Annotated in this window: 22 protein-coding genes and 1 pseudogene; 14 read left to right on the top strand and 9 right to left on the bottom strand. The window is 69.0% G+C overall.

Going from position 1 to position 20,695, the window contains the following annotated elements:
• Nucleotides 1–91: 91 nt before the first annotated feature.
• The 6 genes from nadA (at nucleotide 92) to ASD25_RS12290 (ending at nucleotide 5,028) form a co-directional block, all read left to right on the top strand.
• Nucleotides 92–1,171: a quinolinate synthase NadA gene (gene nadA / locus ASD25_RS12315; RefSeq protein WP_055828013.1), complete on the top strand. Its 1,080-nt coding sequence runs from the start codon at nucleotides 92–94 to the stop codon at nucleotides 1,169–1,171.
• 109 nt (nucleotides 1,172–1,280) lie between these two features.
• Entirely contained in the window at nucleotides 1,281–2,126 is an 846-nt protein-coding gene (locus tag ASD25_RS12310; protein WP_055828016.1) for a metalloprotease, read from the top strand.
• Nucleotides 2,123–3,652 (top strand): L-aspartate oxidase, encoded by a 1,530-nt coding sequence (locus ASD25_RS12305; RefSeq protein ID WP_055828019.1) that lies wholly within the window; start codon nucleotides 2,123–2,125, stop codon nucleotides 3,650–3,652. Before ASD25_RS12310 ends, ASD25_RS12305 begins: the two co-directional genes overlap by 4 nt.
• A gap of 4 nt (nucleotides 3,653–3,656) precedes the next feature.
• Complete coding sequence (gene nadC, locus ASD25_RS12300; protein WP_055828022.1) at nucleotides 3,657–4,511, top strand: carboxylating nicotinate-nucleotide diphosphorylase; 855 nt, start codon at nucleotides 3,657–3,659, stop codon at nucleotides 4,509–4,511.
• A gap of 71 nt (nucleotides 4,512–4,582) precedes the next feature.
• Nucleotides 4,583–4,798 carry a hypothetical protein gene (locus tag ASD25_RS12295; protein ID WP_055828025.1) on the top strand — a complete coding sequence of 72 codons (216 nt, stop codon included), beginning with the start codon at nucleotides 4,583–4,585 and terminating at the stop codon, nucleotides 4,796–4,798.
• Nucleotides 4,799–4,800: 2 nt separating this feature from the next.
• Nucleotides 4,801–5,028, top strand: a complete 228-nt coding sequence (locus ASD25_RS12290) for a hypothetical protein (RefSeq protein ID WP_055828028.1) — start codon at nucleotides 4,801–4,803, stop codon at nucleotides 5,026–5,028.
• A 4-nt stretch (nucleotides 5,029–5,032) separates the two neighbouring features.
• Here ASD25_RS12290 and ASD25_RS12285 read toward each other — a convergent pair whose 3' ends face one another.
• On the bottom strand, nucleotides 5,033–6,118 hold the full coding sequence (locus ASD25_RS12285) for a cell wall hydrolase (protein ID WP_235561701.1): 1,086 nt from the start codon (nucleotides 6,116–6,118) through the stop codon (nucleotides 5,033–5,035).
• 466 nt (nucleotides 6,119–6,584) lie between these two features.
• Between ASD25_RS12285 and ASD25_RS12280 the strand changes: the two genes are divergently transcribed.
• Nucleotides 6,585–6,770, top strand: a complete 186-nt coding sequence (locus ASD25_RS12280; protein WP_055828030.1) for a hypothetical protein — start codon at nucleotides 6,585–6,587, stop codon at nucleotides 6,768–6,770.
• Between the two features lie 161 nt (nucleotides 6,771–6,931).
• The gene (locus ASD25_RS12275; RefSeq protein WP_055828033.1) at nucleotides 6,932–7,294 is read left to right on the top strand and encodes a DUF6481 family protein; all 363 of its coding nucleotides are present in this window, start codon (nucleotides 6,932–6,934) and stop codon (nucleotides 7,292–7,294) included.
• Between the two features lies 1 nt (nucleotide 7,295).
• Here the strand turns inward: ASD25_RS12275 and ASD25_RS12270 are convergent, their stop codons facing one another.
• The gene (locus ASD25_RS12270) at nucleotides 7,296–10,574 is read right to left on the bottom strand and encodes a PAS domain S-box protein (protein WP_235561702.1); all 3,279 of its coding nucleotides are present in this window, start codon (nucleotides 10,572–10,574) and stop codon (nucleotides 7,296–7,298) included.
• 196 nt (nucleotides 10,575–10,770) lie between these two features.
• On the opposite strand from ASD25_RS12270, the gene ASD25_RS12265 reads away from it, so the two are divergent.
• The 4 genes from ASD25_RS12265 (at nucleotide 10,771) to ASD25_RS12250 (ending at nucleotide 14,649) form a co-directional block, all read left to right on the top strand.
• Nucleotides 10,771–11,250 (top strand): Dps family protein, encoded by a 480-nt coding sequence (locus tag ASD25_RS12265; RefSeq protein WP_055828041.1) that lies wholly within the window; start codon nucleotides 10,771–10,773, stop codon nucleotides 11,248–11,250.
• A gap of 117 nt (nucleotides 11,251–11,367) precedes the next feature.
• On the top strand, nucleotides 11,368–12,534 hold the full coding sequence (locus ASD25_RS12260; protein WP_055828044.1) for a cell wall hydrolase: 1,167 nt from the start codon (nucleotides 11,368–11,370) through the stop codon (nucleotides 12,532–12,534).
• Nucleotides 12,535–12,590: 56 nt separating this feature from the next.
• On the top strand, nucleotides 12,591–14,141 hold the full coding sequence (locus tag ASD25_RS12255) for a PAS domain-containing protein (RefSeq protein ID WP_055828048.1): 1,551 nt from the start codon (nucleotides 12,591–12,593) through the stop codon (nucleotides 14,139–14,141).
• Nucleotides 14,142–14,241: 100 nt separating this feature from the next.
• Nucleotides 14,242–14,649 (top strand): response regulator, encoded by a 408-nt coding sequence (locus ASD25_RS12250; protein ID WP_055828052.1) that lies wholly within the window; start codon nucleotides 14,242–14,244, stop codon nucleotides 14,647–14,649.
• Nucleotides 14,650–14,655: 6 nt separating this feature from the next.
• Here ASD25_RS12250 and trxB read toward each other — a convergent pair whose 3' ends face one another.
• Entirely contained in the window at nucleotides 14,656–15,666 is a 1,011-nt protein-coding gene (gene trxB / locus ASD25_RS12245; protein WP_055828055.1) for a thioredoxin-disulfide reductase, read from the bottom strand.
• A 76-nt stretch (nucleotides 15,667–15,742) separates the two neighbouring features.
• On the opposite strand from trxB, the gene ASD25_RS12240 reads away from it, so the two are divergent.
• Complete coding sequence (locus ASD25_RS12240) at nucleotides 15,743–16,057, top strand: hypothetical protein (protein ID WP_055828058.1); 315 nt, start codon at nucleotides 15,743–15,745, stop codon at nucleotides 16,055–16,057.
• Here the strand turns inward: ASD25_RS12240 and ASD25_RS12235 are convergent.
• The 6 genes from ASD25_RS12235 to ASD25_RS12210 form a co-directional block, all read right to left on the bottom strand.
• Nucleotides 16,054–17,052: a mitochondrial fission ELM1 family protein gene (locus ASD25_RS12235; protein WP_055828061.1), complete on the bottom strand. Its 999-nt coding sequence runs from the start codon at nucleotides 17,050–17,052 to the stop codon at nucleotides 16,054–16,056. The genes ASD25_RS12240 and ASD25_RS12235 overlap by 4 nt on opposite strands.
• Nucleotides 17,043–17,516, bottom strand: a complete 474-nt coding sequence (gene greA / locus ASD25_RS12230) for a transcription elongation factor GreA (protein ID WP_055828064.1) — start codon at nucleotides 17,514–17,516, stop codon at nucleotides 17,043–17,045. The genes ASD25_RS12235 and greA overlap by 10 nt, the downstream gene beginning before the upstream one ends.
• A gap of 229 nt (nucleotides 17,517–17,745) precedes the next feature.
• Nucleotides 17,746–17,961, bottom strand: a complete 216-nt coding sequence (locus ASD25_RS12225) for a hypothetical protein (protein ID WP_055828067.1) — start codon at nucleotides 17,959–17,961, stop codon at nucleotides 17,746–17,748.
• A 90-nt stretch (nucleotides 17,962–18,051) separates the two neighbouring features.
• Nucleotides 18,052–18,717: a glutathione S-transferase family protein gene (locus ASD25_RS12220; protein ID WP_055828070.1), complete on the bottom strand. Its 666-nt coding sequence runs from the start codon at nucleotides 18,715–18,717 to the stop codon at nucleotides 18,052–18,054.
• Between the two features lie 61 nt (nucleotides 18,718–18,778).
• Complete coding sequence (locus ASD25_RS12215; RefSeq protein ID WP_055828075.1) at nucleotides 18,779–18,985, bottom strand: hypothetical protein; 207 nt, start codon at nucleotides 18,983–18,985, stop codon at nucleotides 18,779–18,781.
• A gap of 56 nt (nucleotides 18,986–19,041) precedes the next feature.
• The gene (locus ASD25_RS12210; protein WP_235561703.1) at nucleotides 19,042–20,352 is read right to left on the bottom strand and encodes an amidohydrolase; all 1,311 of its coding nucleotides are present in this window, start codon (nucleotides 20,350–20,352) and stop codon (nucleotides 19,042–19,044) included.
• A 122-nt stretch (nucleotides 20,353–20,474) separates the two neighbouring features.
• Between ASD25_RS12210 and ASD25_RS12205 the strand changes: the two are divergent.
• A pseudogene (locus ASD25_RS12205) lies at nucleotides 20,475–20,695 on the top strand (selenide, water dikinase SelD); the annotation flags it as partial.

Genomic DNA, 20,695 nt, shown 5'->3' with positions numbered 1-20,695 from the left:
CATACCCGGCATCGCGCTTGCGTTTTCCGGCCAGCCGCCTACATTCATCCCGACTTATGCTAACTTTGAGCATAAGTGGAGGAAACGAGCGATGGCGGACGGCATGTTTGGCTTGTCGAAGGAACTGGAGCGGGAGACCGCGCCGGTCTGGGCCAAGGTCAAGGATCACGTCACCCCGATGGAGTGGCCGGCGCAGGCCGCGCTGATCAGCGAGATCAACGCGCTGAAGAAGTCGCGTGACGCCGTCATCCTGGCCCACAACTACATGACGCCGGAAATCTTCCATGGCGTCGGCGACTATGTCGGCGACAGCCTGGGCCTGGCCAAGGAGGCGGCGCGGTCGCCGGCGAAGGTGATCGTCCAGGCCGGCGTGCATTTCATGGCCGAGACCTCGAAGATCCTATCGCCCGACAAGACGGTGCTGATCCCCGACCTGAAGGCCGGTTGTTCGCTGGCCGAGTCGATCACTGGCGCGGACGTGCGGCTGATCAAGCAGCGCTATCCCGGCCTGCCGGTGGTGACCTATGTGAACACCACGGCCGATGTGAAGGCCGAGACCGACATCTGCTGCACATCCGCCAACGCGGTCCAGGTGGTGGAATGGGCGGCGAAGGAATGGGGCGTCGACCGGGTCATCCTGATCCCCGACGAGTTCCTGGCGCGCAATGTGGCGGCCCAGACCAATGTCGGCATCATCGCCTGGAAGGGCCGCTGCATCGTCCACGAGCGGTTCACCGCCGCGGACATCGCCGAGATGCGCGAGGCCTATCCGGGCGCGGAAATCCTGGCCCACCCGGAATGTCCCGAGGAGGTTCTGTCGGCCGCCGATTTCGCCGGCTCGACCGCGGCGTTGACGGACTACATCACCCGTCACAAGCCGAAGCAGGTGGTGCTGCTCACCGAATGCTCGATGGCCGCCAACATCCAGGGCGACGTGCCCGAGGTCAGCTTCATCGGCCCGTGCAACCTGTGCCCCTACATGAAGCGGATCACGCTGGAGAACATCCGCGACTGTCTGCGGGACATGAAGTTCGAGGTGACCGTGCCGGAAGAGATGGCCGAGCGCGCGCGTCTGGCCGTGCAGCGGATGATCGACCTGCCGCCGCCGGCGGTCCCGGCCCGCTACGACCTGTTCAAGGCGAAACACCACGTCGCGGTGGAGCTGATCTGATGCACTACGTCGCGCCCGTGCGGATGGTCGCCAATGTCGATCCGAAGAGCCTGCGGCTTCTCGCCCTCCTGGCCTTGTGGCTGAGGACGGAGAAGGCCACGTCTTCGCGATGACAGATTCGGATCAGACGCGCCGCCCCGGTCCCTGGGAAAACCTGCCCCCGGCCGCGCCGGCCGAGCGGGAAATCGCGCGTCCGCAGGCTGGCGAACCGCCTCTGGACAAGGGTCAGCATCCCGTCTGGGCGGTGGTTTCGACCCTGCTTCTGGGCGGCTTCATCTGGTGGGTCTCGGGCAGCTGGGTCATCGCCGTCGCGGCGATCTGGGGCCTGCTGGTGCATGAGTACGGCCATGTGCTGGCGATGAACGCGCTCGGCATGGGCCCCGCGAAAATCTACATCATCCCGTTCCTCGGCGGCGTGGCGAAGAGCCAGCGCCTGCCGGTCAGCGAATGGCACGGCGTGCTGGTCTCGCTGGCCGGTCCCGCGTTCGGCCTGCTGGCCGCCATTCCCTTCTTCGGCCTGTACATCGCGACGGGACAGGGGCTGTGGCTGCAAGGGGTGTTCATCATCGCCATCATCAATCTGGTGAACCTCGCGCCCGCGCCGCCGCTTGATGGCTCCAAGGCGCTGGGACCCGTGCTGGCGCTCATCCATCCCATGGTCGAGAAGGCGGCGATGGTCGTCGTCGGCGCGGTGGTGGTGATCTGGGGCGTGACCAACGGCAGCTATATCTTCGCGGCCTTCCTGGCCCTGGCCCTGATCGGCCATCTGCGGCGTGGGGCATGGCGTCCCGACGGGCGTCCGCTGACCTGGCCCGAGGCGGGGCGCAGCGTGGGCCTGTTCCTGCTGGTCGCCGCGGCCTGCGCCGGCGTCGCCCTGGCCGGGCTGATGCCGGGCGCCGGATCGTTGCAGCAGGCGCTGGCGCTGGGCGCCAGCTATTTCGAGTTCGGCCGGTGAACCGCATCCGTCATGACGGACCGCTGATCATCGGCGGCGGTCTGGCGGGCCTGTCGGCGGCGCTGGAAGCGGCGCCGCGCAAGGTGCTGCTGGTCACGCCCGCGCCGTTGCTTGAGGCCTGTTCCTCGGCCTGGGCCCAGGGCGGAGTGGCGGCGGCCCTGTCGGCGGACGACGCGCCGGCCCTGCATGCGGCCGACACCGCAGCGGCCGGCGCCGGCCTGGTCGAGATCGAGGCCACGCGCGCCCTGACCGGCGACGGGCGCGAGACGGTGGAATGGCTGGCCGCGCTTGGCGCGCCCTTCGACCGCGACGCCGCCGGTGGTTTCGCCGTCAGTCTGGAAGCGGCTCATTCCCAGGCCCGGGTCGCCCGCGTCGGCGGCGACGGGGCAGGGCGGGCCATATTGTCGGCGCTGGTGACGGCGGTGCGCGCCGCGCCGCACATCGAGGTGTGGGAAGACGCGCGCCTGCGCGGCCTGATCCAGGACGCCTCGGGCCGGGTCTGCGGCGCCCTGATCGAACGGCGGGCCGGTCGCATGGTCGAGGTCACGGCCCCCGCCGTGGTGCTGGCCACCGGCGGAGCGGGCGGTCTGTATGCGCAGACCACCACCCCGGCGGCCCTGCTGGGCGAAGGCATGGCCCTGGCCTGGGCGGCAGGCGCCGAGATTCTCGATCCCGAGTTCGTGCAATTCCACCCAACGGCCATCGATGTTGGGCTGGACCCCATGCCGCTGGCGACCGAGGCCCTCCGCGGCGAGGGGGCGCGGCTGATCGACCGCGAGGGCCGCTTCCTGCTGGGCCCGGCGGCGGACGCCGACCTGCAGCCGCGCGACATCGTGGCCCGGGCCGTCCACGCGGCCTGCGCCGAGGGCCGCGGCGCCTTCCTCGATGCCCGTACAGCCGTCGGCCACGAATTCCCCGAAGCCTTCCCGGGCGTTTTCGCCGCCTGCATGCGCGCCGGGCTGGACCCGCGCGAGACGCCGATTCCGGTGGCGGCGGCGGCCCACTATCACATGGGCGGAATCGTCGCCGGGCCGGACGGCCGTACGACGCTGCCCGGGCTGTTCGCGGTCGGCGAATGCGCCGCGACGGGTGTGCACGGGGCCAACCGTCTGGCGTCCAACTCGCTGCTGGAGGCGGCGGCCTTCGGCCGGCGCACCGGCCGGGCCGCGGCGGCTGAACATGGCGCAGCCGGCGCGCCGATTGCGGTCGCGCCGGCGCCTGACCTGTCCGAATCCGGCTTGCAGCGTCTGCGCGCGGCCATGAGCGCCGACGTCGGCGTGGTGCGCGATGCGGCCGGGCTGACGCGGGCGCTGAGGCTCATCGCCGACCTTGAGCGGATCGCGGGGCCCGCCCTGCCTCTGGTCACGGCGCGGTTGATCGCCGGGGCGGCGCTGGCCAGGCGCGAAAGCCGGGGCGGGCATTTCCGCCGCGACCATCCGGCGCCGGTCGCGGCGGCGCGGCATACCCGCCTGACTCACGCGCCCGACTCCGCTGTGGAGTCCGGCGTTCTGGCCGCCGCAGGATAGAGCCATGATCCGACAACTGCCCGACCTGCTGATCGAGCCGGTGATCCTGATGTCCCTGACCGAGGATCTGGGCCGCGCCGGCGATGTGACGGCCCAGGCCTGTATCCCGGAAGGCGCCGACATGCGGGCGGCCTTCGTCGCGCGCAAGCCGGGCGTTCTGGCCGGGATCGACTGCGTCCGCCTGACCGTGCTGGCCATGGATCCCGAGGCGACGATCGAGCTGAAACGTCGGGACGGCGACGCCTTCGAGGCAGGGGCCGTGCTGGCCGAAGTCGAGGCCAACGCGCGGGCCTTCCTCGCCGCCGAGCGGACAGCGTTGAATCTTCTGGGACGTCTGTGCGGGGTGGCCACCCTGACGCGGGCCTATGTCGAGGCCGTGGCGGGGACGAAGGCGCGCATCGCCGATACGCGCAAGACCACGCCCGGCCTGCGCGCGCTGGAGAAGCACGCCGTCCTGTGCGGCGGCGGCGTCAACCACCGCTTCGGCCTGGATGACGCGATCCTGATCAAGGACAACCACGTCGCGGTCTGCGGCGGCGTCGGCGAGGCGATCCGCCGGGCCCGGGCCGCGGCGGGCCATCTGATGAAGGTCGAGATCGAGGTCGACGGGCTGGATCAGCTGGACGAGGCGCTGGCTGAGCGGCCCGACGTGATCATGCTGGACAATTTCACCCTGCCCATGCTGCGCGAGGCCGTGGAGCGGGCCAAGGTCTCGCCCTTCGGCCGGCCGGTGCTTGAGGCGTCGGGGGGGGTCAATCTGGAAACGGTGCGCGGAATCGCGGAGACGGGCGTGGACGTGATCTCGGTCGGCGCCCTGACCCATTCGGCCCCGTCGCTGGATATCGGTCTGGACATCTGACCGGACGGCGAACGCCGCTACGGAACGGCGCGTTCGGCACGGGGTTTATCCGGGGACAGAAGGAGACTTCGATGACCCACGCCCCCCGAATTCCCAAGGAACAGCGCAGCTACGCCGACAAGGGCGCCAATGCGGCCCCGGACGCCGGCGACAGCGACCGCCGCGATCTCGAGACCGAAATCCAGACGGGCCAGCCCGGCGACTCGGACGTCAATCTCGATGAGCAGGGACGGTTCGGCAATCTGAAGCAGAACCTGACCAACCAGTGGAAGGTGCAGGATCGCTGATCATGGCCAACAACCAGCACACACCCGAACCGGTCGATGAAAAGCGCTGGGGCGGTCCCGGCTCAAGCCATCAGAACGCCGACAGGGAGCCGCCGACGTTCAGCGACCCGCGACAGGGCGGTCCTACCAATCCGCGCAACAGCAAGGTCTCCGGCGGCGGCGGCGAGCGGGATTTGAAACACAGTCACGACGACGCGCATCGCTCGTCGAAGGGCGACCGGGACGCCTGACGGATCAGGCGGGAGACGAAGGTGCGGCGGCTTCGACCGTGACGACCGCGGATTCGGCCGGAGCGGGGGCCGGGGACGACGTGGGGGCGGGCGGCGCCTCGGCCGGGGCGCTGCGGCTGTCCTGCGACACCAGCAGATTGTAGGCCACGGCGCCGGCCTCGCGGACCGTGCCGGTCGGGTCCATGCTGGCCTGGATCAGGCGCGGACCTTCGACGGGGGCTGAGGGACGGGCGGCGTAGGTGAAGGCTCCGCGCGAGCCCGTCCGGCCGCCGAAGCGGTAGAACAGGTGGTCGCCGACCTGGTTGACCCGCACCATGGCATGACGCCAGCCGGGCGAGACGCCGGTGGTGTGGAAGAAGGTGGCGTTGCCGACGGGCGCGAAGACGCCGCCCGACAGGGCGCTGGAGGCGACCTCGCGGGCCCGGTTCCAAGCGGCGCGATTGACGGCGCCGCGCATCGAGCCGTCGCAGGTGAAGCTGAACTGGCAACCCGTGCGGCGGCCGGCGCCTTGGAAGACGACGCCGCAGACGCTCTTGGGAAAGGCGGGGTGACGGACGCGGTTCAGGACCACCTGGGTCACGGCGCGCATGCCATCGCGGCCCTCGCCGCGGGCTTCGTAATAGGCGGCCTGGGTCAGGCACTCGAGATCGCGCGAGGCGTCCAGGGCGCCGCCGAGGCGGAAGGGCTGGGCCGCGACGGGGCCGGTCAGGCTGACCTGGCGCAGGGCGGCGTTGCCGGGCTGGGCGCGCAGCTGTTCGAGGCGCGCGGTCATCAGTTCGGCCTGGCGGTCGCGCTGGGCGCCGCCGGCGACGGTGTAGGGATCGTGGCGCCGGGCGATGGCCAGGGCGCTTTCGTCGAGACCGCCGGCCGCCGCGGCCAAGGCTTCCTCGGTAAATCCGGCCGCCGTGGCGCCCTCGATCCGTTCCGCCTGATTCCGCACGGTTGTGGCCTTCGCCGCCGTGCCGCCCAGGTAGGCGCAGCCCACGGCCAGCCCCATCACAACGCCGAAAGCCGCAGCCGCCGAGCCGGGCCGGATACGGGCCAGACGTTCGACAGGGGTCTTCGCGCACGTGTGCGGGGCGTTCGGCAAGGGCTCAGTCCTGTTCGGCAGGGCGCAATGCCGCCCCCGGGTAGTCTCGCAACCGGGCGACCCTCTCCAATCTCGTGGAGATCGGCGTCGCGATCCGTTTGCGGTAAATCGGCGGTCGGCGAATGGGGCCGGCCGTCGAGGACGCGCCTTAAGCCAGCCGTTTGTGGCGCCAATGTGGTTGATTCGCAAGATTCGCGTGCGACGCAACATCGCGAGGGACGCAATGTGCAACGTCCAGTGTTTCTGATGAGCTGGCTATGTATGAGGTTGATAATCTATCTCACGTGATCTGTATTGCGGAACACAGAAACAACATGATCATCCGATGAATCTGCATAATGACGATTAACAGGACTAGCATCTATTGTCGTCGTTATGGTTTCGTTGACGATTTTAACTTTGCTCTCGGAGCCGGAACCGGCGGAGCGGCAACCGCGTTCCGCCTGCACTACCGGGAGAATTTCGTATGAAACGCATGGCTGTCACCCTCGTCCTCGCCCTCGCCGCGGTCTCCGCCGCCGCCTGCGGGCAGACCATTGAACAGAAGGCCGCCACAGGCGCGATCGCCGGCGCACTGGTCGCCGGTCCCGTCGGCGCCGCAGTGGGCGGAGCGGCGGGCGCGGCCGTCGGCCAGGCCGAGAAGCCGAACTGACACACTTCCTCGTCGAGTGAGCGAGGCGGGTCGGATCCCGCCTCGCAACCTTGATTTCGCCGCCTATATAGGGTTAGCCGACGGCCCGGGGCCGGGTGATGCTCGCCCCGAGGCCGTTCCGCGTACTCCGACAACCGATCAAGGACATCGACGACCTCCGCATGAGAGATCTGAAACAAACCGGCTTCGCCGACCGCCTCACCACCCAGCAGGAGGCCAAGAAGGCCCTGCTCGCCCGCTTCAAGGCCAAGCCCGCCGCTCCCGACCCCGAATTCGAGAAGCTGGCGCTGAAGCGCGCCGCCGAGAAGGAAGCCCTGCGCCAGCAGCACGAATTGGCCAAGGCGGAAGCCCGTCGCGAAAAGGCCGACAAGGAAGCCGCGCGCATGGCGGCCGACGCCGAGGCCCAGGAAGCCATCGAGGCCGAGAAGCGCGCCGCCCGCAAGGAGCGTAAGGCGCTCACCAAGGAAGAACAAAAGGCCGCCCGCGACGCGCGGTACGCCGCCCGCAAGGCCCGCACCCGCTGATTTATTCGCCGGCCGGCGCATCCCCGGGAGCGAGATCGCCCAGGATGTGCGCCAGCTGTTCACCCGAATAGGGCTTGCGCAGGAACGGCCAGGGTGCGTTCGACAGAGCCGCGTCGACGTCGTCTCCCGCGTAGCCGGACGTCAGGACGATGCGCATGCCCGGATAGTCGCGCTCGCACCGGCGCGCCAGTTCGATCCCGGTCATGCCGCCGGGCATGACCACATCGCTCAGCATGATGTCGAACCGTTCGCGCTTGAGCAGATCCAGCGCCTGGGGCGCGGTTTCGACGGCGCGGACCTCCAGTCCCAGCCCCTCCAGCAGTTCGAGCACGACCACGGCGACGCTGACGTCGTCCTCGACCAGCAGGAGACGGCGCCCCGCCGTCATCGCCTGGGCGGCGGCGGGCCCGGGTTCGATCGCCGGCGTCGCGCCGTCCGCCAGCGGCGGCAGATACAGCTTGATTTCGGTTCCGCGCCCGACGGTCGAGGCGATGTGGGCGGCCCCGCCGCTCTGGCGGGCGAAGCCGTAGACCTGGCTCAGACCCAGGCCGGTGCCCTTGCCCACCGCCTTGGTGGTGAAGAAGGGTTCGAACACCCGGGCGATGACGTCGGGCGGCATGCCGGTCCCGTTGTCCGACACGGTCACGCAGACATAGTCGCCCGGAGGGAGGTCGGCGACCTCCCCGGCCGCAACGGGGCAGGACATGGTCCGGACCGTGATCCGGCCCTTGTCCCCGACCGCGTCGCGGGCGTTGACGACCAGGTTCAGCAGGGCGGCCTCGAACTGGGACGGGTCGACGCTGACCCGGGCCCCGCCGCGGCGCAGCTTGAGCTTGAACTCGACCGCCTCGCCGACGGCCCGGCGCAGCAGCGGCTCGCTCTCGCGAATCTGGGCGTTCAGGTCGACGGGCTCGGGACGCAGGGCCTGCCGGCGCGAGAAGGCGAGCAGCTGGTGGGTCAGGCCCTCGCCGCGTCGGGCGGCGGCCAGGGCGGCCTCGCCGAGCTTCTGGCGCTTGGCGGCGTCGTTGGGCGAGCGCAACATGATGTCCAGCGCCCCGATGACGACCGTCAGCAGGTTGTTGAAGTCGTGCGCCACGCCTCCGGTCAGGCGGCCCACGGCCTCCATGCGCTGGGCGTGCATCAGGTCGGCCTCGGCCTTGGCCTTCTCCGCCATCGCCTCGCCGACCCGCTCCTCCAGCAGTTCGTTGATGCGCTTCAGATCGTCCTCGGCGCGCTTGGCTTCGGTGACGTCCACGTTGGCGCCGACATACCCCTGGAATTTTCCGGCGCCGTCGAACCGGGGCAGGGCCTCGCAGCGCAGCCAGCGTTCGCCCATGACCGGGTGTTGCGTGCGGATCAGGCTCTCGAAGCGGTCGTGCCGGTCGACCGCGTCGGCGAAGGCGGCGGTGAAGGCTTCGATATCGTCGGGGTGAACGAGACGGCGCCAGCCCTCGGCGACGTCCAGTTCCGACTCGATGCCGAAGAAGGTGCGGTAGCGGCGGTTGATGAAGCTGGGCTTGCCCTCGGCGTCGAGCATCCAGATCAGGGCGGGCGCGCTGTCGGCCACGGTGCGGAACCGGGTCTCGGACTCCACCAGCCGGTCGCTGGTTTCCCGGATGTCCGTCACGTCGAACGCGACGCCGACGAAGCCGAGAACCGCGCCCCCCGCGCCCAGCCGCGGTCTGGAGAAGGACTTCAGCCAGCGATACTGGCCGTCGTGACGCAGGTAGCGCGCTTCCATCGAAAAGGGCTGACCCGTCGACTCGCCGGCGAGCGACTCGGCGATGATCCGGTCCTGGTCGTCGGGATGGACGATGCTGCGCCAGTCGGCCAGCCGCGCCTCCTCATAGGTCCCGCCATTGAAGGCGACATAGGCCTGGTTGACGAAGGCGCGCGTGCGGTCCTGCTGGGTGACCCAGATGAGAACGGGCGCGGTGTCGGCGATGGCGCGAAAACGCGCCTCGCTTTCGCGGACCTCGGCCTCGGCGCGGGCCCGTTCGATCTCGGTCCAGGTGCGGACCGCGACCTCCTGCAGAAGGCTGGCTTCCGCCTCGCTCCATTCGCGCACGCTGGCATGGTGGGCGTACATGAAGGCCCGCAGGCGTCCAGCCCGAATAACCGGCGCACGCAGCAGAGCCCGCGTTTCCAGCCGCCGGAAGACGTCCAGGGCGTCCCTCGTCCGCTCATCCATCTGAACGTCGGGAATGCGAATCAGCCGGCCTTCGGCAAGGTCCGCGATCAGGTCCCCGCCGAGATCCTCGAGGCGGAATTTCCCTTGGGCGCTGACGACGCCCGCGGTCCAGTCGCGGGTCATGGAGACCACGCCGCGTTCCTCATCCACCTCGCCGTAGCCGACGCGGTCGGCGCCCAGTTCGGCGCCCACCGCTCGCCCGACCTCGACCATGATCTCTTCGGGGGAAACGAGGTCGCGCAGCCTGTCGGCCAACTCCAGCAGGAAGCTCTGGCGCCGTTCCAGCGCCGCCAGCGTATCCAGCGCCTCGCGTGTCTCGCTGACGTCGAAGGCCATGCCGACATAGCCGAGGAAGGTCCCGTCGGAGCCGAACCGCGGATTGACGGAGACGCGCATCCAGCGCCACTTGCCGTTCGCGTGCTGGAACCGGGCCTCGAAGCCATAGGGCAGATGCTGCGGCCGATGGGCCGCCATCACCGCCTCGACCGCGGCCTGATCGTCCGGATGGACGGTCTGTTTCCAGACGTGGCCCAGTATCTCTTCGGCGGGCCGGCCGTAATATTCCACCAGGGCCGTGTTGACGAATTCGACCTCGGCGTTCGCATTGGTCATCCACACCGGAGAGGGCGCCGTATCGGCCATCAGGCGGAAGCGGGCGTCGCTCTCGCCGACGCGGACGTCCGCGGCGGACAGCTCGGCGACCGACTGGTTCAGCTGCGCCACCGTCTTGCGCAGGGAGGCGGCGACGACGGCGACGAACAGCCCTACGACGATGAAATTCGTCGTCGCGATCACGCCCATCGGCGTCGAGATGCCCACACCCTGGGCGCCCGGCCCCGCGATCGCCCAGCCGCCGAGCAGCGCGGCGACGACCGTGGTCGCGCCCGCCAGCCGGCCCGCCGCCAGAGCCGCCAGAACCACGCCGGGCAGAAGAATGATGAAGCCGCTTATCTGGCCATAGAAGCCGGACAGCGCCCAGCGCAGCGCCAGAACCAGGGCCGCGAAGGCCAGGCCGATCAGGATGTTGATCCACCACGGCCGGGGCGGAATCCGCGCCAGTCCGCTCAGGGCGGCGTCAGCACTCGACAAATGTTTGGGAAACCCGGCCCCGCTCACTCAACAGCCCCCGCTCGCGCCCTGCGCGATCCGCTGCAACGTATTGGGAAGCATCACGTTCCCTCAAGCGTCGCCATTCGCCCCGCTGTCGCACGAACGCCCGGTCTTGGCGAATGCCCCCGCCATGCCCACCTGCGTACTGACCGTTTCAATCCCCCGAGGAGCCCGCATGACCGCCACGATCGACACCGGCCTGACAAAGACCGAGCGCGCCGACGTCGCCCAGGAACTGACCAAGGTGCTGGCCGACAGTTTCGCCGTCTATCTGAAGACCCACGGCTATCACTGGAACGTCCGCGGGCCCGAGTTCTTCAGCTTCCACAATCTGCTGGAGCAGCAGTACCGCGACATCTGGGCCGCGCTCGACGACCTCGCCGAACGCATCCGCGCCTTGGGCGTCCTGGCGCCGCAAAGCTTTTCGGGATTCGGCAACCTGACCTCGATCAAGGATGGAGACCCCGAGAAGGAGGCGACCGCCATGCTCAAGGAGCTGATGCAGGACCACGAAACCCTGATCGCCACCACGCGCAAGGCGCTTGAGGTCGCCGACGAAGCCGGCGACGAGGCGTCGGCCGACCTGATGACGCAGCGGCTGGCGGCGCATGAGAAGTTCGCCTGGATGCTGCGGTCCACCCTCGGGGGACGTTGAGGCTTGACCTAACGGCGCTTTTCCGCCTGAAAAGCGCCCCGCTTGCCGGGCATGGAAGACATTGGGTGGCCCAGGCCGCCTCTGGAGCTGGATTTGGCCGCAATCGACTGGAGATCGATGCTGAAAGGCACGCGACGGCTGGCCGCCGGCGCGCCCGTGGTGGTGGCCGCCTTCGGCGTGGCCATGGCCGCCAGCTCGACTCCCCGACCCGAAATCGACCGCCGCGCCGAGGTCGTCCGGGCCCTGACAAGGGGCGACCTGGGGGCCCACGGCATGGCGGCCATCACGGGCCGCATGGATCCGTCGCAACTGGCCGTGGCGCTGCGTCACGATCCGGGTGAGCGCCAGCCCGCGCTGTACGGCCTGACGCCGGGCTGGGAAAGCCTGACCCTGGCGGGCCGGCCGACGCTGGAGTTCGGCGCCACGGGCCTGGACGCCATGAAGCTGAACGCCGCGACGCCGAACGCCTCGCAGTATCTGCGCGTGGCCGCCCCCTTCATCTTCAAGCCCGCCACGGCCGAGGATCGCCGCCGGGCCCTGCGCTGCCTGACCCAGGGCGTCTATTACGAGGCGGCGCTGGAACCCACCGCGGGCCAGGAGGCCGTGGCCCAGGTCATCCTGAACCGCGTGCGTGACCCGAACTACGCCAACACCATCTGCGGCGTGGTGTTCGAGGGGGCTGAGCGGACGACGGGTTGTCAGTTCAGCTTCACCTGCGACGGCGCCCTGGGCCAGGCCCCGGTCGGCTGGGCGTGGCAGCGCGCGAAACGGGTCGCGGAACAGGCCCTGGCCGGTCATGTGTCGGCCGCGGTCGGCACGGCGACCCACTATCACGCCGACTATGTGCATCCGTGGTGGTCGCCGACGCTGAACAAGCTGACCCAGATCGGCGCGCACATCTTCTACCGCTGGAAGGGCGTCTACGGAGAACCCGCCGCCTTCAGCCAGCGTTATTCCGGCCGCGAGCCCCTGATCGACGAAGCCCGCTTCTCGCGGCCGCGCATCCAGCTCGCCACCGCCGCGGAAGCCGAAAAGGCGCTGGCCGAGGCCGCCGCCAATGGGGAAACCGCGATGCGGACCGTCGAGATCGACGGCCAGACCCGCGTCGTCGGCGTCGCCTCCCTGGGCGGACGCCGTCAGGCCTCGGCGTCCGACATCGCGGCCATCAACGAGCGGCTGGCAGCCTTCGAAGCCCCGGCCGCACCCTCACCCGAGACGCCGGGTGCGGTTGCTCCAGGCGTGACGCCCATGGCGGTCGAGGAAGTCGGTCGCCCGGGCGCCTGACGTCCGCCACGCCTTCAAGCTTTGCAACGGCGACGGCATTTGGGCATTACCTGCGGATGACCACGACCGCCTGGACCGAGACGGATCGCCTAGCGGCCCTCAAATCCTATGACATCCTCGATTCAGAACGTGAGCCCGCGTTTGACGACATCACGGCCCTGGTGGCCCGGCTGTGCGACGCCCCGATCGCCGTGGTCAACCTGATCGACGCCGACCGGCAATGGTTCAAGTCCGAGGTCGGCCTGGGCGTGCGCGAGACGCCGCTGGAAACCTCCTTCTGTCGCCACGCCCTGTTGGAACAGGACCGGCTGGTCGTCCCGGACGCGACGCAGGACCCGCGGTTCGCCTGCAATCCCTTGGTGACGGCGCCCCAGGGCCTGAAATTCTACGCCGGCGTCCTGCTGAAGGACGAGTCCGGCCTGCCGCTCGGCACGCTGTGCGTGCTGGACGCCCGGCCACGGCCCGAGGGGTTGACGCCGCTCCAGACCGAGGCGCTGGAGGTGCTGGCCCGCCAGGTGATGAATCTGCTGAACCTGCGCAAGGCGCTGGCGGCGGGCCGTCGCGCCGACGCGGATCTGGTGACGACCGCCGCCGCCCTCGCGGAAAGCGAGGCCCGGTTCCGCGCCATCGCCGACTCCATGCCGCAGATGGTCTGGTCAACGCAGCCGGACGGCTTCCACGACTACTACAATGCGCGCTGGTACGAATTCACCGGCGTGCCCGCGGGATCGACTGACGGCGAGGGCTGGAACGGCATGTTCCATCCCGACGATCAGGCGCGGGCCTGGGCCCGGTGGAGCCATTCGCTGGAAACCGGCGAACCTTACGAGATCGAATACCGGTTGCGGCGCGCCGACGGCGTCTATCGCTGGACGCTGGGCCGCGCCTCGCCGATCCGCAACGACAAGGGCGAGATCACGCGCTGGTTCGGCACCTGCACGGACATCGAGGATCTCAAGCGGATGGTCGATTCCAAGGACCTGCTGAGCCAGGAGCTGAGCCATCGCATCAAGAACATCTTCGCCGTCGTCTCGGCCCTGATCGCCCTGTCCGCGCGCCAGTTCCCCGAGGCGAAGGCGTTCGCGGCGGCGGTGCGGACGCGCATCAACGCCCTCGCCCGGGCGCATGAGTTCGTCCGGCCGCATACGGACGCCTCGCGTCCCACCGTGGGGACGATGACGCTGCATGCCTTCCTCAACGACCTGTTCAAGCCCTATGCGGCGCTTGATGGCCGGATGCGGGTGTCGGTGACCGGCAACGACGCCGTGTTCGACGACCAGGCCGCCACCTCGGTGGCCCTGCTGTTCCACGAACTGGCCACCAACGCCGCGAAATACGGGGCCCTGTCCGCCGAGGACGGGACGGTCACCCTGGACACGCGCACCGAGGGGGACCGGTTCATCCTGGTGTGGGAAGAGCGGGGCGGGCCGCCGGTCGGGGGCGAGCCGACGCGGGTGGGGTTCGGCTCCTCGCTGGCCACCCTGTCGGTCGAAAACCAGCTCGGCGGGCGTCTGGAACGCGTATGGGCGCCGGAGGGACTGCGCGTGACCGCCGACCTGCCGGCCACCGCCCTGTCACGACGCCGCGCTGCACAAATTGTCGCATAACCGCGATTCGTCGCAACCGCCATCGGCGGGTCGCGTTGATTTAACCAGTTAGTCCGTACGGTTACGGACGGCCGAACGAGATTGAAACGTCTGAACACCGATGAGTGCGCGTATCCTTGTCATTGAAGACGAAGCCTTGGTGGCCATGGAGCTGCGCTTCGTCCTGGAAGATCTCGGCCATGAAGTGGTCGGGACCGCGGCCGACGCGCAGACCGCGCTCCGCCTGGTTCACGAGACTGACGTCGATCTCGCCCTCGTTGACATCCATCTGTCCGACGGTCCGACCGGAATCGAACTGGGTCGCGAGCTCGGACAGAAATTGGGCGTGACCGTTCTGTTCATGACCGCCAACCCCGGCATGGTGCGCAGCGGCGTGGCCGGCACGATCGGCGTGCTGTCCAAGCCGACCGACGAGCGCGCCGTGCAGACGGCGGTCGACTACGCCCTGCGCCGCCGGGCCGGACGGCCGGTCGAATACGCGCCGCCTGAACTGCAGTTGTTCGGCTGACGCCGGCTACCAGACGCCGATCTTTTCCGCCTGTTTGTGCGAAATGGGCTGGTGCGCCTTCGCGTGGTCTTCCTCGGCGAGGAAGCGGACGGCTTCCAGAGCCGCCATGCATCCCATGCCGGCGGCGGTGACGGCCTGGCGGTAGATGTCGTCGGTCACGTCGCCCGCGGCCCAGACGCCTTCGATGGCCGTGGCCGTCGTGCCAGGTTTCACTACCAGATAGCCGCCCTGCTTGGTTTCCAGCTGGCCGGCGAACAGTTCCGACGACGGCGCATGACCGATGGCGATGAAGACCCCGTCCGCCGACAGGTCGCGGGTTTCCCCCGTCCTGACGTTCTTGAGCCGGGCCCCGGTGACGTTGACCCCGCCCATGGCGTTGGTCTCGCCCAGAATCTCGTCGATGGCGTTGTCCCAGACGACCTCGACCTTCGGGTTCGAGAACAGCCGGTCCTGCAGGATGCGCTCGGCCCGGAACTCGTCGCGGCGGTGCACGACGGTGACCTTCGAGGCGAAATTGGTCAGGAACAGCGCCTCCTCGACCGCGGTGTTGCCGCCGCCGACCACGATCACGTCCTTGCCGCGGTAGAAGAAGCCGTCGCAGGTGGCGCAGGCGGAGACGCCGAAGCCCTGGTATCTGGCCTCGCTCTCCAGCCCCAGCCATTTGGCCTGGGCGCCGGTGGAGATGATCACCGTTTCGGCCAGCATCTCCGTCCCGGAATCCAGCGTCAGGCGGAAGGGCCGTTGCGACAGGTCCGCCTTGACCACGATGTCCTCGATGATCTCGGTCCCGACGTGTTCGGCCTGGGCGCGCATCTGCTCCATCAGCCAGGGGCCCTGGATGACGTCGGCGAAGCCGGGATAGTTTTCGACATCGGTCGTGATGGTCAGCTGCCCGCCGGGCTGCAGGCCGGCGATGACGACGGGCTTCAGCATGGCGCGCGCGGCGTAGATGGCCGCGGTCCAGCCGGCGGGGCCGGAGCCGATGATGGCGACGCGGACGGTTCTCAAGGTGCTCATGCCCCTATTTAGGCGCTGATTCCGTCTCGCGCGATGGTAGGTTCCGACTGTTCACAGGTGTGATGGAGGGGACGATATGGAAGGCCGCAGTTTCATCGGGGTGGGATTGGCGATCGGCATCGCCGTGGGCACAGCCATCGGCATAGCCATGGACAATCTGGCGATCGGCATCGGTATGGGCGTGGCCATCGGGATGGGGCTGGGCGTGGCCCTGGACGCCGCCCAGCAGAAGAAGGCCGGGGGCGCGGAGCGCGATCGCCGGAATGACGGCTCGAACGCCGGTGTCTATGGCTCGGACGGCGGGCGCAGCAAGGATGACGGTTCGGACGGGAACGGCTCCGACGGCGGCTCGGACGGGGGCGGCGGAGACGGCGGCGGGGGAGGCGACTAGGCGCGCTTCATCCGCTCGAGCACGGTTCGCGCCGCGCGCGCGGTCTCGTCCAACGGCGCATAGGTCCAGGCTTCCAGCGTCCCGTCGAACGGCCGAGCCGCGCCGTGCGCATGCAGGTCGGCGTGCAGGCGAGCGAACTTGTCCGCCGGCTTCAGCGGGATCATCGGCAGGATGTGCACCGGCTTGCCGGTCGAGGCCGCCTCGGCCGCCATATTGGCGCTGTCCTCTGTGACCAGCACATGGTCGGCCTGGTCGAGGAAGGCGAAATAGGGGTTCGCGCCCGCGCCGTCCCAGATCAGGCCCGGCAGACGGGCCAGCCGTTCCATCATCGCCGCCTTCGCCGTCCCGGGGGTGCGGCGCGAGAAGGTCAGCATCAATGAGCCGTCCGTCGCCTCGACCGCCCTGGCGATCCGGTCGGCGAGATCGGCGGCATGGGCGTCGGTGAGGTCGAAGGCCCTGGAACGCCCCCCGATCAGCGCCGCGACACGGGGATGGGGCAGGGCGGCCAGCTGGTCCGCGAAGGTGGCCGAGCCCTCGGCGAGCCGGTCGGGCGTGACGCGATGCGGCGATCCGGTGATCGACAGCACGTTCGGGCCTTCGACCGGGTCATGGGCGGGGGCGACGATCAGGTCATAGGCGGCGTTGCGCCAGCGGGGGTCCTGGGTCTGGACCACGAAGGTCCGCCCTCCCGAGGCCGCCCGGACGCGGGCGGATATCGGCAGGGTGGCGCGCCCGGTGGCGATCCACAGGTCAGGCCAGGCCTCGCCCGCGGCCGGTTCCGTGGGATCGGAGGACAGGTCCAGCATCCACGACGTCTTCATGGCCGAGGGCAGCTTGTCGAAAGCGGCCCGCCAGCGGATGCGTTTGACGGTGATGTCGGATGGAAAAAGGCGCTGGACGGCTTCCGCCAGACCCAGCGCCTGATTTTCCATGCCGGCGCGGCCGTCGGAGACGACCCAGACGGAGAGCGGGGGCTGGTCTGCCCCTACTTCCACTCGACCTTGAGGATTTCGTAGGCCTTGACGCCGCCGGGGGTGTTCACCTCGACCACGTCGCCGACTTCCTTGGAGATCAGCGAACGGGCGATCGGCGAGGCGACGGAAACCTTGCCCGCCTTCACATCGGCTTCGTGCTCGCCGACGATCTGGTAGCGGCTCTCCTCCTCGGTGTCCTCGTCGACCACGGTGACCGTGGCGCCGAACATGACCTGGTCGCCGTTCAGCTTGGAGACGTCGATGACCTGGGCGCGGCTGATCTTGTCCTCGATGTCGGCGATCTGGCCTTCGATCCAGCCCTGCCGCTCCTTGGCCGCATGATACTCGGCGTTYTCAGAMAGATCGCCATGCTCGCGCGCYTCCGARATGGCCGAGATYACGCTCGGCCKYTCSACGGACTTCAATTGCTTCAGCTGATCGTCGAGGACACGGTAGCCCTCGGCCGTCATCGGCACTTTTTCCATATGTCGTGAATTTCTGAGCTATCGCCCGACTAGAGGTTGGTGACGCCAAGGGTCGCTGGGCGCTCGCGACCGGCCCAAGAGCACTTTTTCCATATGTCGTGAATTTCTGAGCTATCGCCCGACTAGAGGTTGGTGACGCCAAGGGTCGCTGGGCGCTCGCGACCGGCCCAAGAGGGTAGGGCGCCCGGCCTCAAGGTTCAAGAGGCAAGACGTTTCCGACAGATTGTCGTTATGTGACAGCCTTGCGGCGACGCTCGCGAATCTGCTGGATGCTGCCCCACAGTTTCACCCTGCCGACGAGGCTCCAGGCCAGCCAGGCGACGGCGGCCAGGCCCAGGGCCATGAACAGGCTGGACAGCAGAACGACGCCCGCCGCCATGAAGGCGAGGATGAAGGCGACGGCGGCCACAAGGGCGGCGATGACTTGAACGGTTCTCGGGCGCATGGAGCGATTAACGTTTGTGCGGAACGAGGGTTGCGCCCTTTCCAGCCTCCCGCCCGGTTCAGGAGCGGTTGTGGCGCCCATGCCATCGTCTCACGTGTAGCTGTACGGCCCGCCCCGTTCGAGCGCCCGCTGGTACGCCGGCCGCGCGTGGATGGCTTGGAGGAAGGCCTTCAGCCGGGGCTTGTCGGCGCCGTAGCCCATTCGCGACCCCGCCGCTTCGACCGGGAAGCTCATCATGATGTCGGCCGCCGAGAAGGCGTCGCCCGCGAACCAGGCTGACCGCGTCAGCTCGGCCTCCCAGTACGCGGTGTGCGCCGCCAGCTGCGGGTCGATCATATTGGCGTTCATGGCCTTGCTGATCCCCCGGGCCACGCCGCGCGCCAGGAAGGGCGCGCGTTTCGGAATGGCGCTGAAAATCAGCTTCAGCAGCAGGGGTGTCATCGCCGAGCCCTCGGCATAGTGCAGCCAGTAGGTGAAGCGCCGCGCGGCCTCCGTACCGGGCGCCGGGCGCAGGCCGGACTCGGGATGGGTCTCCAGCAGATATTCGATGATCGCCCCGGTTTCGGCCAAGCGGGCGTCGCCGTCGTCCAGCACCGGCGACTTGCCCAAGGGGTGGATGGCCTTCAGCTCCGGCGGGGCCAGCATGGTCTTCGGGTCGCGCTGGTACCGCTTGACCTCATAGGGAAGGCCCAGCTCCTCCAGCAGCCACAGCACGCGCTGGGACCGGGAATCGTTGAGGTGATGGACGGTGATCATGGCGTCGGCTCCGTTTGGCCGGCGCAGTGAACGCGGTTGACGCCGCGTCGGTCCAGCGGATTCAGACGCGCCGACCGCTCCAGCGCTGGCGAGGGTGGGCCTTTCCGGCCTGCGGACGCTCCGGATGTTTCCCCGCCTGCCGCTGTTCCCACAGCTGGAAGGCCAGTGTGGCGAGGGCCAGCTTGCCGGCGTGGCGGCCAGCCATGCGCCGTCCGCCCTTGCTGAGCAGCAGGCCGCCGATCAGGGTCGCGAGCTTGGGAATGGGCATGAGGCTCTCCGGTTCGGAGGTGAAACGGACAGCGTCGGGAACGGTTCAGGCCCGGCTCAGCCTTTCGGCATCAGGGCCCGGGCCGAGACCACCATGGCCTCGACTCCGGTCGTGACCGACGGGCGGGGATCGATGCGGAACAGGGGCGAGTGATGGCCCGGCGCGGCGTCCACCTGATCGGCGGGCGTGCCGCCGACGCTGAAATACACCCCCTTCACGCCAGTTTCGGGGGTGACGAACCAGGCGAAATCCTCGGCCCCCATGCCGGTGCGGTCGACATCCACCACGCGGTCGGCCCCCATGGCCGCGCCGACGGCGGCTCGCAGGCGGGCGGCGGTGGCGGCGTCGTTGATGGTCGCGGGCGTGGTTTCGGTGGTCGAGCGAACCACGGTGGGGAGCCTGTCCTCGGGCACGCCCAGCGCCAGGGCCGTGCCGCGCGCGACGCGGTCGATCCCGTCCAGCAGGGCCAGGCGCGTCTCCGGATTGTCGGCGCGGACGGTCAGCTGCATGTCGACCCGGTCGGAGATGATGTTGTGCTTGATGCCGCCGTGGATGGCCCCGACGGTGACGATCGCGCCTTCCAGAGGGTTGATGCTGCGGCTGGGCAGGGTCTGCAGGTTCATCACGATGGCCGAGGCCACCACGATCGGGTCGATCCCCATGTGCGGATAGGCCCCGTGCGTGCCCACCCCGTGGACGGCGATGTCGACGCTGTCCGAGCTTGACGAGGTGATGCCCAGCGGCAGGTCGATCAGGCCGTTGGCCAGATCCGCCGACACGTGGAAGGCCAGGGCGTAATCGGGCTTGGGGAAACGGGAATAGAGGCCGTCCTGGACCATGGCCCGGGCGCCGAAGATGCGTTCCTCGGCCGGCTGGGCGATCAGGACCAGGGTGCCGGACCAGTCCGCGCGCCGCGCCATCATCTGGCGGGCCGTGCCGATCAGGGCGGTGATGTGAACATCGTGGCCGCAGGCGTGCATGACCGGCTTCTCGACGCCGTCGCTGTCGACCTGTTTGACGGTGGAGGCGTTGGCCAGGCCCGACTGTTCGCTCAGCGGCAGGCCGTCCATGTCGGCGCGGATCATGACCGTGGGGCCGTCGCCGTTGCGCAGCACCGCGACCACGCCCGTGCCGCCGACGCCGGTGGTGACGTCATAGCCGAGCGCGGTCAGCTGGGCGGCCATGATGCCGGAGGTGCGGACCTCCATCCCCGACAGTTCGGGATTGCGGTGGAAGTCGTCGAACAGGGCGCCGAGGTTGGCGTCATAGTCGCGCGCCACGGCCAGCCGGAGGTCGTCGTCCTGTTGCGCATGGGCCGGGCCGAACGCCAGCAGGGCCAGCGCGGCCGTTGTTGCAGGAAGTCGCATCATTTGCCCCGTCATGAACGACCGGAGCTTGGTCCGCGCATCGGAGGTTGGCAACGCAAAAGGGGCGGGCGCGCCGCCGCGCGACTGTTGAGTTCGCCAGCGGTTTCGCCCAAACCCGACGCATGGACACGCCCGAGCCCCGCCTGACCTCTCTGGCCCACGGAGGCGGCTGCGGCTGCAAGCTGGCTCCGACGGTGCTGCAGGATATCCTCAAGGGCGTCCCTCAGACGGCCCCCTTCGCCGACCTGATGGTCGGGAACGAGACCAGCGACGACGCGGCCGTCTGGCGGCTGAACGACGATCAGGCTCTGGTCGCCACCACCGACTTCTTCATGCCCATGGT

It is taken from the genome of Brevundimonas sp. Root1423, from assembly GCF_001426805.1.
This window is presented reverse-complemented; position numbering and strand designations above follow the sequence as displayed.